The sequence below is a fragment of the Mycoplasma sp. E35C genome (assembly GCF_019873825.1).
Taxonomy (GTDB): domain Bacteria; phylum Bacillota_I; class Bacilli_A; order Mycoplasmatales; family Mycoplasmoidaceae; genus Mycoplasmoides.
Window position 1 is genome coordinate 331,398 of the sequence record NZ_CP068418.1, and the last position, 16,834, is coordinate 348,231.

General features: G+C 26.2%; 11 protein-coding genes. 10 read left to right on the plus strand and 1 reads right to left on the minus strand.

The window, feature by feature from the left end; genetic code table 4:
* Nucleotides 1–30: 30 nt before the first annotated feature.
* From JJE79_RS01470 to JJE79_RS01515, 10 genes are all read left to right on the plus strand, one after another.
* On the plus strand, nucleotides 31–1,815 hold the full coding sequence (locus tag JJE79_RS01470; RefSeq protein ID WP_222926714.1) for an amino acid permease: 1,785 nt from the start codon (nucleotides 31–33) through the stop codon (nucleotides 1,813–1,815).
* Nucleotides 1,816–2,480: 665 nt separating this feature from the next.
* On the plus strand, nucleotides 2,481–4,070 hold the full coding sequence (locus tag JJE79_RS01475) for a TOPRIM nucleotidyl transferase/hydrolase domain-containing protein (protein WP_222926715.1): 1,590 nt from the start codon (nucleotides 2,481–2,483) through the stop codon (nucleotides 4,068–4,070).
* 185 nt (nucleotides 4,071–4,255) lie between these two features.
* Entirely contained in the window at nucleotides 4,256–4,510 is a 255-nt protein-coding gene (locus JJE79_RS03855; RefSeq protein ID WP_222926716.1) for a helix-turn-helix domain-containing protein, read from the plus strand.
* Nucleotides 4,511–5,057: 547 nt separating this feature from the next.
* The gene (locus tag JJE79_RS01485; protein WP_222926717.1) at nucleotides 5,058–5,513 is read left to right on the plus strand and encodes a hypothetical protein; all 456 of its coding nucleotides are present in this window, start codon (nucleotides 5,058–5,060) and stop codon (nucleotides 5,511–5,513) included.
* 433 nt (nucleotides 5,514–5,946) lie between these two features.
* Entirely contained in the window at nucleotides 5,947–7,212 is a 1,266-nt protein-coding gene (locus JJE79_RS01490; protein ID WP_222926718.1) for a hypothetical protein, read from the plus strand.
* A gap of 78 nt (nucleotides 7,213–7,290) precedes the next feature.
* Nucleotides 7,291–8,049 (plus strand): hypothetical protein, encoded by a 759-nt coding sequence (locus JJE79_RS01495; RefSeq protein ID WP_222926719.1) that lies wholly within the window; start codon nucleotides 7,291–7,293, stop codon nucleotides 8,047–8,049.
* Nucleotides 8,050–8,177: 128 nt separating this feature from the next.
* A complete protein-coding gene (locus JJE79_RS01500; RefSeq protein ID WP_222926720.1) occupies nucleotides 8,178–10,166 on the plus strand; it encodes a hypothetical protein in 1,989 nt (662 codons plus the stop codon).
* Between the two features lie 449 nt (nucleotides 10,167–10,615).
* Complete coding sequence (locus JJE79_RS01505; protein WP_222926721.1) at nucleotides 10,616–12,250, plus strand: AAA family ATPase; 1,635 nt, start codon at nucleotides 10,616–10,618, stop codon at nucleotides 12,248–12,250.
* A gap of 11 nt (nucleotides 12,251–12,261) precedes the next feature.
* Entirely contained in the window at nucleotides 12,262–13,626 is a 1,365-nt protein-coding gene (locus tag JJE79_RS01510) for an LlaJI family restriction endonuclease (protein ID WP_222926722.1), read from the plus strand.
* A 298-nt stretch (nucleotides 13,627–13,924) separates the two neighbouring features.
* Complete coding sequence (locus tag JJE79_RS01515; protein ID WP_222926723.1) at nucleotides 13,925–15,862, plus strand: hypothetical protein; 1,938 nt, start codon at nucleotides 13,925–13,927, stop codon at nucleotides 15,860–15,862.
* 137 nt (nucleotides 15,863–15,999) lie between these two features.
* Here the strand turns inward: JJE79_RS01515 and JJE79_RS01520 are convergent, their stop codons facing one another.
* Nucleotides 16,000–16,659, minus strand: coding sequence for a hypothetical protein (locus tag JJE79_RS01520; protein ID WP_222926724.1), 660 nt, complete (start codon nucleotides 16,657–16,659; stop codon nucleotides 16,000–16,002).
* Nucleotides 16,660–16,834 lie beyond the last annotated feature (175 nt).

Here is a 16,834-nt window from a genome sequence, read left to right on the forward strand (position 1 = left end):
AAAAGAAAGACAAGGTAAAACAGACAATTAATGGCAAAAGTTGGGATCAAACTAACTGATAAAAAGAACAAAATCGGACTATTTGCTTCACTATCAATCATGATCGGATCAATGATTGGTGTGGGGATTTTTGTTAAAAACAAAGGGGTTTTTGAACAAACAGCCTTTAACCCTAATTTGGTAATTGCAGCTTGAGTATTAAGCTCAATCATCACTTTTTTAATCGCACTATCTTATATTGAAATCACCACAACTGGAAAATCTAAATTTGGGTTTGCTGGTTATTGTGAAACCGTTCTTGGTAAAAAAGCAGGACGGTTTTTAAAAATATCCCAATCACACTTTTATAACGGGATCATTGGGGTAGTATTATTTATTTATGCTGGTGAATTATTATTAAAGAGTATTGATTCAAACAATAGCATTGGATTATTAACTGACTTTAATCAAACTACCCCACGAGCTTCAATTGCGATGTCGATTGGTATTGGATTTGTGTTTTTTGTTTTGTTCTTTTTCATGAACTGACTATCATTAACACTATCTAAGGGATTCCAATCTTTAAGTGTATTCATTAAATTTGTTCCAATCATCATTATTACCATCATCGGGATTATTGCTGGTGCTAATAGTTATCAAGGATCATTATTTAATTCATATAATTCAACAATAACAACTAACGTTAAACAACCTGCAAGTATTGGTAATTCAATAACAATCATTTTAGGTATCTTGCCTTCGGTTCTTTTCTCGTTTGACTCATTTTTAAGCTTTACATCTGTTCAAGATAAGATGATTAAGCCTAAAAAATATGCAAACATCTTATTATCAATCGGGGTGATTACGGTTGCTGTTGCTTATTTATTGATTACTTTTGCCATGATCTTTCTAGGTAATGGTGATGCAACAAAAAGTATTAGTTCTAATCTATTAACAAAAGTATTTAACGTTGAACAAAACCAAGCCGAGAATATTGCTAACATATTCACAATCATCTTTAATATCTTCTTATTAGTATCAGTTCTAGGTGTGGCTAATGGGTTCATGATTGTTGCCATCTCAAACCACCAAGGATTAATTGAATCAGATCTAATCTTTGGATCAAAGATGCTTAAACGTTGATTTAATAAGAAGTTTGCTAACTTATCTGAACAAGATAAGTTCTACACCCAAAAAAGCGAATTACCAGGAATGATTTCATACCTGTTTGTATTCTGTTTATTTGGATTAATTATTATGACAATCAGCATTGCTCTTGGTAATGATCGGGTGGCTGATGGTGTTACGAACTTCCCAACATTATTCTTCTTTATTTTATATGCTCTAGTGCCGTTTGTTGTCTTCATTCGTCGTGTTAAAGTCTTTATCAAAGATAAAGATAAACGCCTAACAAGAGCTGAACAACAAGAATTAAAACAATTAAAAGCTACTAATAATTTAAATGAAGCACAACAAGCTAGATTAAAAGTTCTAACTGATAAAAATGAAGCATACTTAAATCTATTAAGATTTAGTAAAGAACATCAGATTAGTAAGTTCTTTTCATTCATCACACCAATTGCTTCAATTTCATTCTTCATCATTTTTGCTTACCAAGGAATTTATGCTTTCTTAATTGATCCAATTATTGAATCAGTTAATAATTCTTCTAAAACATTTGATGCATGGGGTGCATTTATTAATTCAACAGATACTATTGGTGGTGTTGGTTTACCTTATTACATGTTGCCAATTATTTATTTTGGATTATTAATCATCTTCTTCTTTATTCCTTGGATTAACTCATACTTACAAAAGAAATATCCAAATATTTAAAATTAGATTCTTATAACTAAATTAGTTCTCATTTTTAATGAGAACTTTTTTATTTTTTCTTTAAAAACAACCATTATTAAATTAGATCAAAAATTGATAAACCAAAAAGCAAGCCATTGCGTTGCAAAAAGCTTTTTTGCGAAGCTTAACACAGATTAAAGATCATTTATTTATAAGAGACAAAAATGTATATAAAAGGTAGGTTTTTAAGGTGGGTTGGTAATTACCACTTCATAACCTCGATATTTTCAATTATTAATACTGTCGTTTTAGCTACACCCTTAGCTTTGGGTTTGATATTAAAACTCTTATATTTAAGATTTTTTATATAGCTTTTTTAGAAAAATAATTAAATTATTTTTTCCAGCAAAGGGTTATAGAATTGTTTTTGATCACAAAGAATGTTGGTGCATAAAATTAATAAAAACAGAGTTGTTATTAAAAACATCTCATTCAGTAAAGAATTGGCCTTTAACGATTTTATGCATAAACACGATTTTTTCTTTAATTAATGATTAATCGTTTTATATTCTAAAAAATATATATTTTAGGTTATCAAAAATATTTGATACTTTTTTAATAAGAGAGATAATTAACCTTGGTATATTTTTTTCTTATAGAAAAAAAGTAACAAACGTATTCAAGAAAGTATTTAAGGAGAAAACATGAAATTAGAAATCATCATTGGCAAAAATAAAACAGGTAAGACTTTCTATCTTAAAAATAAGTATCCAGATGAAAAAGCAAAAACCACAACAAAAAGAGCGACTAAAGCAAAAGGCGATGATGCCTCAGAAGTAAACAACGACATTCAAGAAACAAAGAAAAAGGTTTTATACATTCCAGCAGAAATCGATTATGAATCGATTTATAAAAAAGGAGCTCTTGAAGGTGGTAAAAACGCACCTTTATCACCTCAAGCAAAAATGATTGAGTTCTTAAAAGATCAAGTTACATTCCAAGGAGAACTTCAATTAAAAGAAGATGAAAAGCAAAAAATAATATCAATGGCTAAATCTCTAGAAATCTTTAAAGAGAAATTGGAATATCTAACAGAAGAAGATTGCTATTTAGAAAAGATGGTTAATGAAATGATCCATCTGAATGATTATGAAAAGATTCAACAACAATTTAGTTTACTAAGCGATGCTAAAGTAGATAAAATAGAAGGAAGTTCAGGTTCAATGAATTATTCTTTATTAAGAATAATCAAAGAACTATTATCAGATGATACGATCCCTTTAAATAAAGATTGAATTCTAGTGATAGATGAAATTGAAAAGTTTTGTCACCCAGAATTGATTTATAAGATAGCTCATTTAGTTTTTGAAGTTGCTAAACAAATTGATGTTGTAATCACCACACACTCACCTATTTTTTTAGAAAGAATTTTTTACCTTCATAAGAATTACTTATTCTCAGAAAACAATGACCAATTAGAGATTTCATATAAAATAATGAAACCTTATTGGATAGAAGAGATTAAAAAAGCTAAACAAGACAGCAAACCTGAGGTTAATATTCTCAACTCTGAGTCTGAACCGTGAATTGAATTAGGATTTACTAAATCATTCCTTGATATGATAGTGTCTTGAAACTATAAAGAATTATCAGATGTAGCTAAAATACTTTTTTCAGACAAAGTTTTCTTAGTAGAAGGGATAAATGATAATGATTTTATAAATAGCTTAATTTTATCGCAAGGATTTATCGATAAATATGCCACAATTATTATTTGCGGTTCGAAGACAAGCGTTAAGAAAATGTATAAAAGAATGTCTAATCTCAAGATTAATACAATTTGCAAATTCTTCGTGATCTTTGATAAAGATAATGATGGTAGCTCAGAAAAGCAAGTTGAGGAATTATTGAAAGTCGATGATAAAACTAATGATGATAAACAAAAACAATATCAAATTAAATCCTGAATATTAGAAAAAATTAAAAAGAGAGTTAAAAGCGAAGAAGTTGTGCAGTTAGATAAAACTAACGCTACCCCTCCTAAAACGCATCCGTTTGATCGAAATATTGAAGAACATTTTTTTGAAAAAGAATCTAAAACCGATGAAAAGTTTCGTGTCAAAAAAGAAGATGGTGGAATTGAACTTGTAGACCTAAAAGGTAAAGAGATTATGTTTACTGTTGATTATGTAAAAGAAAAATCTACAAAATCAAATGTTGATGCATTGTTAGAAGAAGTTCGAGAAAAGATTGAAGATTTTATGAAATCGGAAATCAAAAAGATTACTGAATAAGATGGTGGTTTTTAGTTTAAAGAAGATCGAAGATTAGTTTAAGAAAAGCGTAGAGCTATTAACTTCTAAAAACTAGTTAGTTAAATTAAACAATATTAAGCGTTGTTCTAAAATCCTTAACCCTAATTGAAATATTAAGTGCAACACTAACCAGTTGTGCTTAATATTTTTTATTATCTACACATATGAACTATAAACACCTTCAGTTAGAAGAAAGATACTTCATAAACAAAATGTATTTTGAAGAAAGATTGTCTATTAATCAAATCTCTAAAATGATTAAAAGAAGTAAATCTACAATATCAAGAGAATTGAAAAGAAACTTAGATAACACAGGTTATTACGAACCGTGACATGCTAATTTTAAATATAAAAATAGGCAACGAAATAAATATCTATTTAGATTAAAAATGTATGAAGAACTTAGCAATACGTGATAACGGTGTGGAATTTTCAAAAATGGGATTAGACGTAAATGATTAAATTGTGACATTTATTTATGCAAACTATTTACTTCTTATCAAAGAGGTAGTGGAGAAAACTTAAATGAAATTTTAAGAAGGTAGCAAAAAAAGAACCAACTTAATGAAATAAATGAAGTAGAAATTGAAGAAGTTCAAAATCAAATTAATGAAATGGGCAGAAAAATGTTTAATTGGAATTCAAGTAAAGATTTCTACAATTTAGAAATGTGCATTAATTAAAAAAAATACCACCCAATTTCTTGGATAGTAATTCATGTTGTTTAAAATAGTGATGTTGTACTTAGTGCTTCAATCGAGGGATTAGTTCTCATTTTAATGAGAACTTTTTTATTTTTTTTTCTTTAAAAATAACCATTATTAAATTAGATCAATAATTGATAAACCAAAAAGCAAGCCATTTCGTAGCAAAAAGCTTGTTTTTTTTTTTTTTGTGAAGCTTAAAAGAGATTAAAGATCATTTATTTATAAGAAAGAAAAATATTTATAAAAGGTAGGTTTTTTTATGTATGAACAGTTTAATCAATACGGAGAAATAGAATTTAATCAACACGAAGAAATAAAAGAAGAAATAGAAAGAATTCAAAATTATAGAAGAAGCTTTATAAAAGCGAAGTTATTCTTTGCTTTATTTTTAATTCTTTCATTTGTTGGATGAATTTTAATTCTTGTATTTAATTCTAGCGGAGATACTTCTACTAGCCAAATTATTGGTGTTGCAGCTATGTCTGGTATTGGTTGATTTGGGACAGTAATTATGTCTATTGTGACCATATCAGTGTATTCAAAAATTTATAGGGAAATTAGCTCAACTCCAAATGCGCTAATTATTATAGGTATTTTTATTTTTCCATTTATCATAATTCCTATTGGTTTAGCTATTGCAACAAAGAACATGAGAAAACTTCAAGAAATGAAAGAAAATGAATTAAGTAAGCTATCAAATCAATCCGTTCAATAATGTTAATAGATTTGTTAATAGCAATCTAATTCCAAATAATAATTTAAACCAAAACGATATCCAACTCATTAATTAACAAACAAGTTCAAGCAGCATTAGTTCAACAACGATTAACTAAAGAACAAATTCAGTCTATTGTTCATGCTTAAGTTCAAGAACGATTAAAAAAGATTAAAGAAAAATAATAATCTAAGTTAATAAATGATTATGACAAAGCAAAGATTATGGATAACATCATTCATTGAAAGGTTTAGTTTAATTAAAAGACAATTATTTTCAAAAAAAGATTGTTTTTGTGAAACTCAAAATAATTCATTAATTAACGTCTTTTTAAATAATATGCTGATAAAGTAGATTGATTTTAATTTTTTGTTAACCATACCTAAAGAACAGCAATATATAGATTTAATAAACAAAAAAGGATAAAAAACAAATGAAGAAAAAGAAAGTTTTTCAGTTCAAAATAAAATGTATTATTAACATTTTCAGAAATTTTATTCAGGAGACAAGTTATTTAGTTGAATTTTTTGATTATAAAAAATGAGATGGCAAGGACTATATAAATAAAAGTAAAGAAGAAAAAGAAAGATCTTTTATAGACTATTTTATTTTCTTATTCCAAACCAACGATTCTAAAATATTGAATTTCTTCAGTATAAATGTTGAGAGTATAATAGATTTTCTTCTGTCTGAAAAAATTGGATTAAAAGAAAGTAAAAAATGAATCTTACAAAAGATAAGATTGAGAGCTCCTATTTTTACAAAAAAAGATGATAGCAACGAAAAGGTTTATCTACAATTAGGGCCTTATTTTATTGAAATAATTAATGAAGATGAACTTGTTTTTTATTTATTAAGCAATAACGCAAATAATCAAACACAATATAAAGCATTAGAACTAACATTAGCAAATAAAGATTTTGCGATTATTAAAGCATTGCCAAACCCAGAAAGATATGAAGAGATTTATTGAAAATTTTCGGGGGTTTTATCAGGACAAAAAGATTCAAATAATGAATTGCTATTTAAAGAAGAATATAATGAAAAATACAATCAATTAATCGACGATTTAGTCTTTGATCAAGATGATCATGAAAATATTGTTTCCAGAAGCGCGGAATTAATAAAACCGATAATAACAAATTGAGTTTGTAAACAATTTAGTCAAAATCTAAAAAATTGAAGACTTTCAGAAGATGATGATATATCAAATATTAGTCTATCTGATAAGGAATTGAGCGAAAGTAATATTTCTAGAAATATTACTAACTTTTCAATTGTAGATGATACGAAAAAGATAATTATTAATGCTGTTGTTGATCACAAAGGTCAGTTGATTCAAGATCGAAATGAGGATAATGAAAATAAACCGTCAGATATAAAATTAGAATTTAACTATAATCACGACAGATATTATCAAGATTATAAAAAGATATTGGTATTAATTTCTTTAAAATATCCATACGATAAAAATGATGAACAATTTATTTTTTTAGATATAGAAATAATTCCTGATGAAGCGATAAATATGTCAACTGATGACACGAATACTATATATGAAGTTGATTATGAATTAAATGGTAAATTGATACATAGAGGTAGTTTTAGAAGTTTTTCGGTTTGATCAGAAATAGAATCATTCATAGAAAAATTGATAAAAAAATACTGTCCCGAAAGATCTCGTGGTTATAGTTGATAATTATATTTTCTGGTTCTACCAATTTAATGTATTAGTTTATATACGAATAAAAAACAAATAAGGTAAAAAGTTAAGTTTATGTCATGGTTTTTTCAAGATTATAAAGAAAATTTTACGGCACGCGAAATAATTGAATTAGAAACAGAATTAGGAATAAGAATAAAACATGTCAAAGAATATAGAAAAAAATTTAATGGAATAAATGGTTTTTTAACCTTATTCTTAGCTATTAAATTAGTTGCAATGTTTTTTTTCTTATTTTGAGTCGCTTTTTTTATTAAGGATAAACTATATGATTATGATTCTACTTTTTCTATTTTTATAATTTCGGCAATTATTTTTTCCATTGTTTTTATCGGAGGAACGATTCTTTTTTGCACCATAATTCTATCAGTGTATTCTAAGTATTGATCATATAGTTCAGGTCGTTTTTGAACAGACTATATATTTAAGGAATTTGAAGGTAATACTTTTTATGACGATGTACGCCCAACACGGTTATTTATTATAGGTATGTCTTTTGCTTGACTTGGAATTGACTTAATATTAATACTTATCGGATTAAATATTGCATCAAAAAATATGAAAAAATATGAACAAACGCTCCTTGAAGAGCTAAGTTTTAAAGAAAGAAGCCAAACTAATTATTTTCGAATATATCATTCTTTATATAAAAAAGATTATGGATGCGGTAAGCCTGACGATGATGATATTATCGAATCTCGTAAATATCAGGATATGTATCAAAATAGATTTTGAAATAGGAATTTTACAAAAGGTGATCTTGATAGATTTGTTCAAACGAATGTTATTAACAAAAACACCATTAAATCATAACTAGAAAACCAATCCAATTAATAAGATGTGTTTAATAGTCAAGTTTCGAATGATAATCAACTAAAAATGGGTTCATTATTTTTAATATAAAAGATCAATAACAATTAAAAAAATAAAAAACTAATTTTATGGAAACGAAACACAAAGAACTTAATAAAGAATTTAATAATAACGAAGAGCTTGTCATTAATAAAACAACGCAGCAAAATAACGATTATTCATTAAATCCAGACGAAGTAACAATCAATCCGATTGATAATTTCTATAAGAAAATTACGAACAATGTTCCTTTAATTCTTGATGAGTATTTCAAAGATTTATTAGATGCTAACAACGAAAAAATCAAGAAGCAACCTGATCTAATAAAACAGATTATCGATTTAAAAGCTTCAATTTATAATGAACATAAAGATAAAAAGGTTATTAAAAGAGAAATGGACAATTCCCTTATCTTTGTTTGTTTTTTTTTAATCTTCGGAATATTTTTGGCACCAACTTATTCAAAAAATAAAGAAATAATTAAACAGTTTGAAAAAAATAAATCTGATAAATTAGCTAAAATCGAATATTTATTTGATCAACACAAAAAATTAACATTACAATTTACTAATCAATTATCATGTCATTCAATAATTGGTCATGTAGCTAAAAAACTGGGTCTTGGTTATGAGAATAATTGTAGCGAAGAGTTATTAGATTTTTATATGGATCATGATAATAAAAAAGGAAAAAGTGCGGTTTTAGGAATTGCTTCTTCGTTGGTTTTTTGATATAAAAATACCCCAATAATTAATTTTGTGAGAAAAAAAATATCTTTTTTTGAACATAAAACTTCTGGGTATAAGTTGCTTCCGACTACTCAATATGTCCGAACTTCTTTTGATGGATACAGAATAAGAGAAAACACTTGATACGAATATGATTCAGTAGAAGCAACTCATGTTGAAAAAATACCTTCTATTCATTTTTATGATCATTTTATTTTGTTAACTAATTTTAAGAGTAAACTTAATATTTCTACAAATCAAGAAAAATATTTACAATTTGAAAACCGTGAATTTTCAAATATTTATAAGATTAATACGGATGATTTTATTGATGTTGATTTGATGAATTTTTTTACACCTAAAGCACAAGAAGATTATGTTAATTGGCATCGACAATTCCCTAATGATAAATCATTAAATTTTTCTAAAAAAGGCGATTATTTTGAATTAACACCACCAGATGAATATATTGCTCGTACGATTAATACTTCAAACAACTTTAATTTAGTTGTCGAAAATTATAATGATGATATTTTTACCGTTGTTAATAGGGTTAAAAAAATTATTAGTTCATATTTCGAACAATTTGCTAGAAATGTAATGCCAGCAATAATATCACCAGCTATAAATCGTGAATGATATAACTCTGATAATCAATACCAACTCTCAGATAAAAATAATTCTTCGCAAAAATCAATAAAAACAAAAGAACTGAATTTTAGATACATACTATCAAGAATTGATAAACCAGAAAACTTATATTTCGTTAATTCTGTACCAGTCACACGGCCATGACTTGATATTTTGAATTTTGATGTAGATTCTGATGGGTTCGTTCAATTTGATTGCTTATATAAATCACATAATTCGATAAAGTTAGTTGATAATGTGGCTGTGACTAATGATCTTTTCGGTGAAGAAACAATTCCTGTAAAATATGATCGCTTCTACAAAATTGAAGAACCTAAGAAAATTTTCTTTTTACATAAAGAAAAAAATAATCATATCTTTTCAATTTCATCGAATTTAGAACAAACTTATTACGATTTACACAATCAAATAGACAATCACGAAAACAATCCCATATTTAATAATTGGACAGGAAAAATTAAGTTGTGAATGCCAAATCCTGAACGAATTATTAAGAAAAATCAAGATGATCGTTTTCCTGAAATTTTAGAAAAAATTCGTAACAATTCTGACCCTAGAATTTCAATTGAAGCTAACGATGATGGTTATTTCTTAATTGTAAATTTTGTTAGAAAAGATGAATTGATGAATGTTGAATTAAATAATATTATTCAAAAATTAAAAAAACTTTTATTAGAGCTAAGTTATCTAAACGATTAACATGCTAAAAATATAAAACAAATAATTAAGAAATAAAAAAAGGTATATAAATGTTTTCTATAATTGGTTGAGCTTTTAAGCTTTTTGGTTATTTATGGCTCTATTTCTTTAAACTTATCTGATGAGGTCTTCTTTGAATAGGGAGAGGAATTGGATTTCTTATATCTTTAATATTCAATAGAGATTAAGAATGATAAAAACTGATCATTATAATAAATAAAATAACAGCGAGAAATAACCGCAAAATATGATCTTATAAAGCAAAATTTTGAAATAAATATTAAAGAACTAAAAATCTTTAAGTATTTAATGACATTTAATTTTTGCTAAAAATTAAATAATAAAATAATTAAGTCCATATGTTTTGATAAATCTTTTAAGATCATTTAATTATTTTTTAGACTATAGTTTAAAAATATAACAACAACATAGAACTTTAGGAGATAAAATTGTCTAGCGATAAAAAAACTTATGCAAAGAAAGAATCATCGCCTAAATACGAATTGCGTACTTCTTTTGCTATAAAAAACAGAGATAATTCTAATTTCAAAATCAAATTTAGTTTAAGTGTCTTTTTAGAAAAAATTAAACAAACTTATCCAAACATCAATAATATTGAAGAAGTAGATTGTATTAAATCATGTAAAAATCGCGAAGGAAAGACTATTTATTATATAGATATAAAAAGAAAGAAACCTCCCTTTATTAAACTACAAGAGCATTTCTTTAATATAGTTAAATCTTATGCTAAAAAACATCATAATAATGGTAATAATAAAATAATTAACGACAATGATTTACAACCTGCGTTTGTATTTAATATAGAACCTGATGAGAAAAGTAATAACTCTCAAGATTCATCAATAAAAAATGGTGATATTTGTTTATCGTTAGATAATTTCGAATTATTTAACGATTTAGAGATTGATGAACAAGATAAAATTAATGAGACAAATTATTATTGATTTAAGTTTTTAAGTAGCTACAATTTTAACCCTTTAAGTCTATGATTATCGATAATTAATAATAATTTAATACTGGGTATTATTTCTATTCTTGATTTAAACGATATATTTAAAAAATTATTGGATAAAGCTGATAGACAATTTTTAACACATAAAAATAAAATCTATTATGGTGTGCCAGGTTGTGGTAAAAGCCATAAGGTTTATGAAGAAATTAAAAAAGAAGAGGCCTTTCATTTAAGAACAGTCTTTCATCCAGATTATTCTAATGCAGATTTTATCGGTCAAATTATGCCAACAGTTGATGACAATGGTAATATCAAATATTCTTTTAAACCTGGACCGTTTTCATTAGCCTTAGAAGAAGCATACAAAAAACCCAACGAAGATATCTTCTTTGTTATCGAAGAAATTAATCGTGGTAATGCTGCATCGATTTTTGGTGATGTTTTTCAATTATTAGATCGTGATGATGAAGGTGTAAGTAAATATCCAATTATTAATCTAGATATTCAAAAATATCTAGAATCAAAAATTGAAAACCAAAAATTTGAGCAAATTTTTATTCCTAAAAATTTAATTTTAGTTGCTACCATGAACACTAGTGACCAAAATGTTTTTGCACTAGATAATGCATTTAAAAGAAGATGAAACTTCATTAAGATTGATAATGATATTCAAAACAACGAAAACCATCCATATAAAGATTGATATGTTCCAGGACTAGATGAACCAACTACATGAAAAGAGTTTGTTGTTGTGATCAACAAAATAATTACTAAACACCAAAAAGATAATCTTTTTTTAAGTGAAGATAAGATGATTGGTCAATATTTTGTTGATAAAAATTTATTAATTGAATCTGAAGAAGAATTAAAAAACAACAACAAAACTCTAAATGAAAAAGCTCAATTTTTTGCCAACAAAGTAATCATGTATTTATGAGAAGATGTATTCAAAATGGATAGAGAAGCAATCTTTAATTCTGACTACAATTCATTAGATGAACTAATTAAGGATTTTTGTAATAAAAAAATGATATTTAATCAAAACTTTAAAACTAAAATTGAAGAATTCAGAAATCAAGAATCAAAACAAACATTTAGTGAAAATCAATAATCAATCAGTTTATGAAACCTGATGATAAAAAGCTTAAAATAGAATTAGAACTATCTGATTATTTTTGGAATAAAAAACCACATTTTGTTGGTGTTGAGATAAAAAACAATAAAATTGTTTTTTATCCACCCAAGAATTTTGTTTCATCAAAAAACAATGATGATCAATTAAAAAAACAAATTTTTCGTGTATTAAAAACTGTTAATCTTGATGTAAATAAAATAAGACAAAAAGATGATTTAGAACATGATGATTCACAAGAAGATAAGAATGTTCAACAAGATTTTTTAGCCAAAACAAACAATACTATTTTAATTAAGGATTGTTGGTTATTAATTGAACATTATCTAACCAACCAACGCTATGTAAGTATTGAAAAGAAATACTCATTCGGCACTAAACCTAAGATTAATTGAAAAAAAACAATTAAGCAAAAATCCATCATTTCTAATAACAATATTTTGTTCACTAAATATGTATGTGAAACTAATATTAGAACTGAAAATATTATTAATGAAATCTATCTTTATTGCGTTCAAAAAGCCTTTGATTATTTCGGTTGGTATTTTAATAAAACTTTTAATAATAAGAATAAAAAGAACGATCAATTTTTTCATCAAAATTGATCGTTAAAAATTATTAATGATGAGTTACATAAAACCTTTAATGATAACCAAAGATCGGTTTTGTTAGCCATGAAAAATATCATTCAGGGTGTTAGTATAAAACCTTGTGATGATAATGTTAGTGTTTATGGAACTGATCAATATGAATCTATTTATGAAACCATGATTGATAAGTTGTTTAATAACAACTTAAAGATAGAAGGTTTTTATTGTTATGCCAACCATCATCTTATTGATGATTTAAAACCCAAAAACCAATTAGAGCCACTAAGACCAGATAGTGGGTTTGTTTATGAAAATAACTTATATTTATTGGATGCAAAATATTATCTTTATTCAGATAAATCAACATTAATTAATATTCCCCAAACAACAGATATTCAAAAACAAATCACATACGGTAAGAATGCTGATAAGTTAGTTCATAACAATCAATTAAAATTTGATCAACCAATTCAAAATGTTTATAATGCTTTTTTATTACCATTTAATAAAAAAGATGATCATACTAACAATACTAACTTGAAATATGTTGGGTATTTAGTTTCACAATGAGAAGATAACAATCAAACATATCACTACATCCCGATTGTTTATATTGACATTAATTATTTGATTGATAATTATGATAAAAATGATGTGGATATAAGAAAAGAGTTAGCGAACTTAATAAAAGATAATGTTGATAAGCTTTTAGAAAAAAACAATAAAAGTGATGCTGAAAAAATTAACTTAGAACCAATTAATTAACAACATTTTTATTCTTTTAGAATAAAAACTTTAAGCTTTAAAAAAGACATCTTATATACATTATTAATCTAATTATTTTTAAATTTATTTATAAACCCTTGTTTATTTGATAACGAACTATTAATAACCTTCTATAACCTTATATTTATTAAACGATGTGCTATTTATTGTTATTTATAAATATCTAATTAAAATAAATAACTATAGTTGAATTGTTTAATGATTTTTAGTTGATAATAATAAAATTAACTAAATTATTAAGTTGTTGGGTTTTTTATCAAAAATGCTTATATAAATAATGAATAATAAAAGAAAGAAAATATTTAAATTAATGAGTTTATTAGGTACTGGTTCGATCTTAGGTATGGTTGCTGCTAGTTGTACAAATACCGTTGAACTCACAGCACAACAACGCATTAAAAACTATGCTAATACGATTGATAAAACTTCGTTTGAAATAGTTAAAGATGATAAACCGTTAGATATTAGTAAAACATTAGTTAAAGATATTGAAAAACAAAACTTTAAATACAAGAGTTCTAGTAGTAAGTTGTTATCTGATTGAAACTATGAAGTAGAAATCGTTGATAAAAAAGAAAACGAAGGTTCGATAAGTATTTCTGCAACTTTTAATAAAGAAGGTTATCAACCAGTCATCACGAATAACATCACTTTTGATGGTTTTATGAAACCAGATGATGATAAACAAGATAAGAACCAAATGCCTGATGATCAAGGTGAAAATCCAAAAGATGAGCCAATTCAAGACGATCCAGGGATTATTGATTCACCTGATGCAAGTAAGATTAAACAAGAAGTTGATAAATTAAATCAAGATGCATTTATCTTTAAGAAAAACGGTGTTGTTAGTGAAAAGAACCAACTTAAAGCTTCTGAAATAAATAATGATAATGTTGAATTAAAAGAAGGTTTAATTCAAAAAGATTTAATTGAAGGTTGAACAATTAGTTACAGTGTTTCAAACACTAATGTTGCAAAAGGAACACTTGATTTAAAATTAACTTTTAACAAAGAAGGATTTAATCCAATTGAATCTAAATTATTTAATATTGATGGTTTCATTAATTTAAATGAACAAATTGCTAATAAATTATTTGTTGACAAAATGGTTATGCCTGCTAAATATGATACGAATAAAGTATCTAAGAAGGTATTGCAATTAGACTCAGCACAGTTTAAAAATCTAGTTGAATTAAATAAATCTATTACTGTAAATAATATTACTTACAACAATGGGTTTACTAATTTATTAATAGCTAGTCTAAGCTCTAATAAAATTAATGCTAATAAATTAAACCAACAAGATGATTTAGTAACAGCTAATGATTTATATCTAACTGGTGGATTCAAGTTTGTTTCTTTATTTAAAGAAGATGATAGTAAATTTAATGTTAGCTATTATCTAGAACCAAAAGATGCTAACAATCCAGTGATGCTAAAATCTAAATCGATCCGTAGTTTAGAAATTCCTGTTCCAGGAATTTACATCAACGATCTTCTTCCAGATAATGTGAATGTTACAGTTGGTTCAATTAATTTAGAAAATGTAACATTTGATCCAAAAAACCAATCTAATATGGAAGAATATAAGAAGTTGGCTCAACAAGAAAATAGCAAATATAAATATGATGAAGCAACTAATAAACTAACTATTGGTGCTGGTTCAGATGGTAGTAAGATCTTTAATGTTAATCCGATTCAAATTCCTTATATTGAACCGAATAATAATGACAAGATCTGATTGAAAGCAGAATACTATTTTGATGGCGTTGGTATTTATAGTGATTTCTTCAGAACCAAAATTCGTGTTAAGAAAATTTATAACTCAAATAATGATAATAATACGGATAAAAATAGAGGAACTGATGCTTCACAAGATACTGCAAAAGCAATTAGTGATACAGAATTATTAGCACCATATAATAAGATGGAAAAATTCTACTCATTAAATTGAGCAGAAGCTCCTGATAGCAATCAATTCTTTGTAGGTTATCGTGATCAAGAAATTCATGGAAGTGAAAACACTGAAAGCGGTAAAGGTAAGAGTATCATAATTAATAATGAGTCTAACCCAGCGATCAAGTCAAACCAAGATACTGCTACAAACTTCTTATTCTATTCAAGAATTGGTTATTGAAAATCGCAAGTTAATGACCCGAATGCTTGGATTTGAGCAAATACAGCAACAATTCTTCACATTAATGCTAAAGCTTAAAATAAGCATCATTTAAAACTTATTTGATAAATAAGTTCATATTCAATTAAATAAACAATTATATTCAAACAAACAACAAAAAATGTTAAGCGTTTGTAGTGCTTAACATTTTTTGTTTATTATCTAAATTTATTTAATTAAATAATATCGGTGAATTTAATGTTTTCAAATGAAACAGTTCAAGAAGAACCTTTTGAAATATTTAATGTTAAATCTAATGACTTACTGTCTTCTTGATATTTAACGTTGCTAGCTGAGAAAAGATAGCTATTAATACCAATAATTCCATTAGTTTGTTGTGAATCTTCATCTACTGCCTTAGCTGAATAAACTTTAGAAGCACCTTCTAAGTTTTGATAAGCTGCTGGAAGGATTGAAACAGCTTTTAGACCTTTATCATTTACTTTAATAGCTTTGATTAAATTTTCAAAGTCAGTTTTTTGTAAAAGCATACCAAGTTCAAGATCATATGAGTTTGTTGAAGGTAATTCACCCTTAGATAAACTAGCCACTGCTGCTGGATTTGTTAAATTAAAATTACCACCACTAATTGAAGGTATAGAATCAGTAATTTTTAGTATGTTAACTGAATGTTGATCGAATTTGTTTGCAAGTTTAAAAGAATTTCCAGCTAATTTTACTGTAACGCTGGTATTATCAGTTTTATTTGTAGTAGTCTTTTCTTGAGCTTCTCCACTCACGCCACCACCACTGCAAGAACTTAATGCAATGGGAGCTAAAATAGCTGAAGCTAAAAATGATTTCTTCAGAATATTAAATCTTTTTGATTTATTCATATTTTGTATTTACATTAATTGATTAATTCAAAATAAGTGTCTAAAAAAAAAAAAAAACAACCCCTCTCAAATAAAAAAGTGATAAAACTCTTTAAAATAAAGATTTGTGCATCGATATTATTGTTGATTTTTACGGTTAAAACCATAAAAAATAAAAAACTATCCAGTAAGTTGG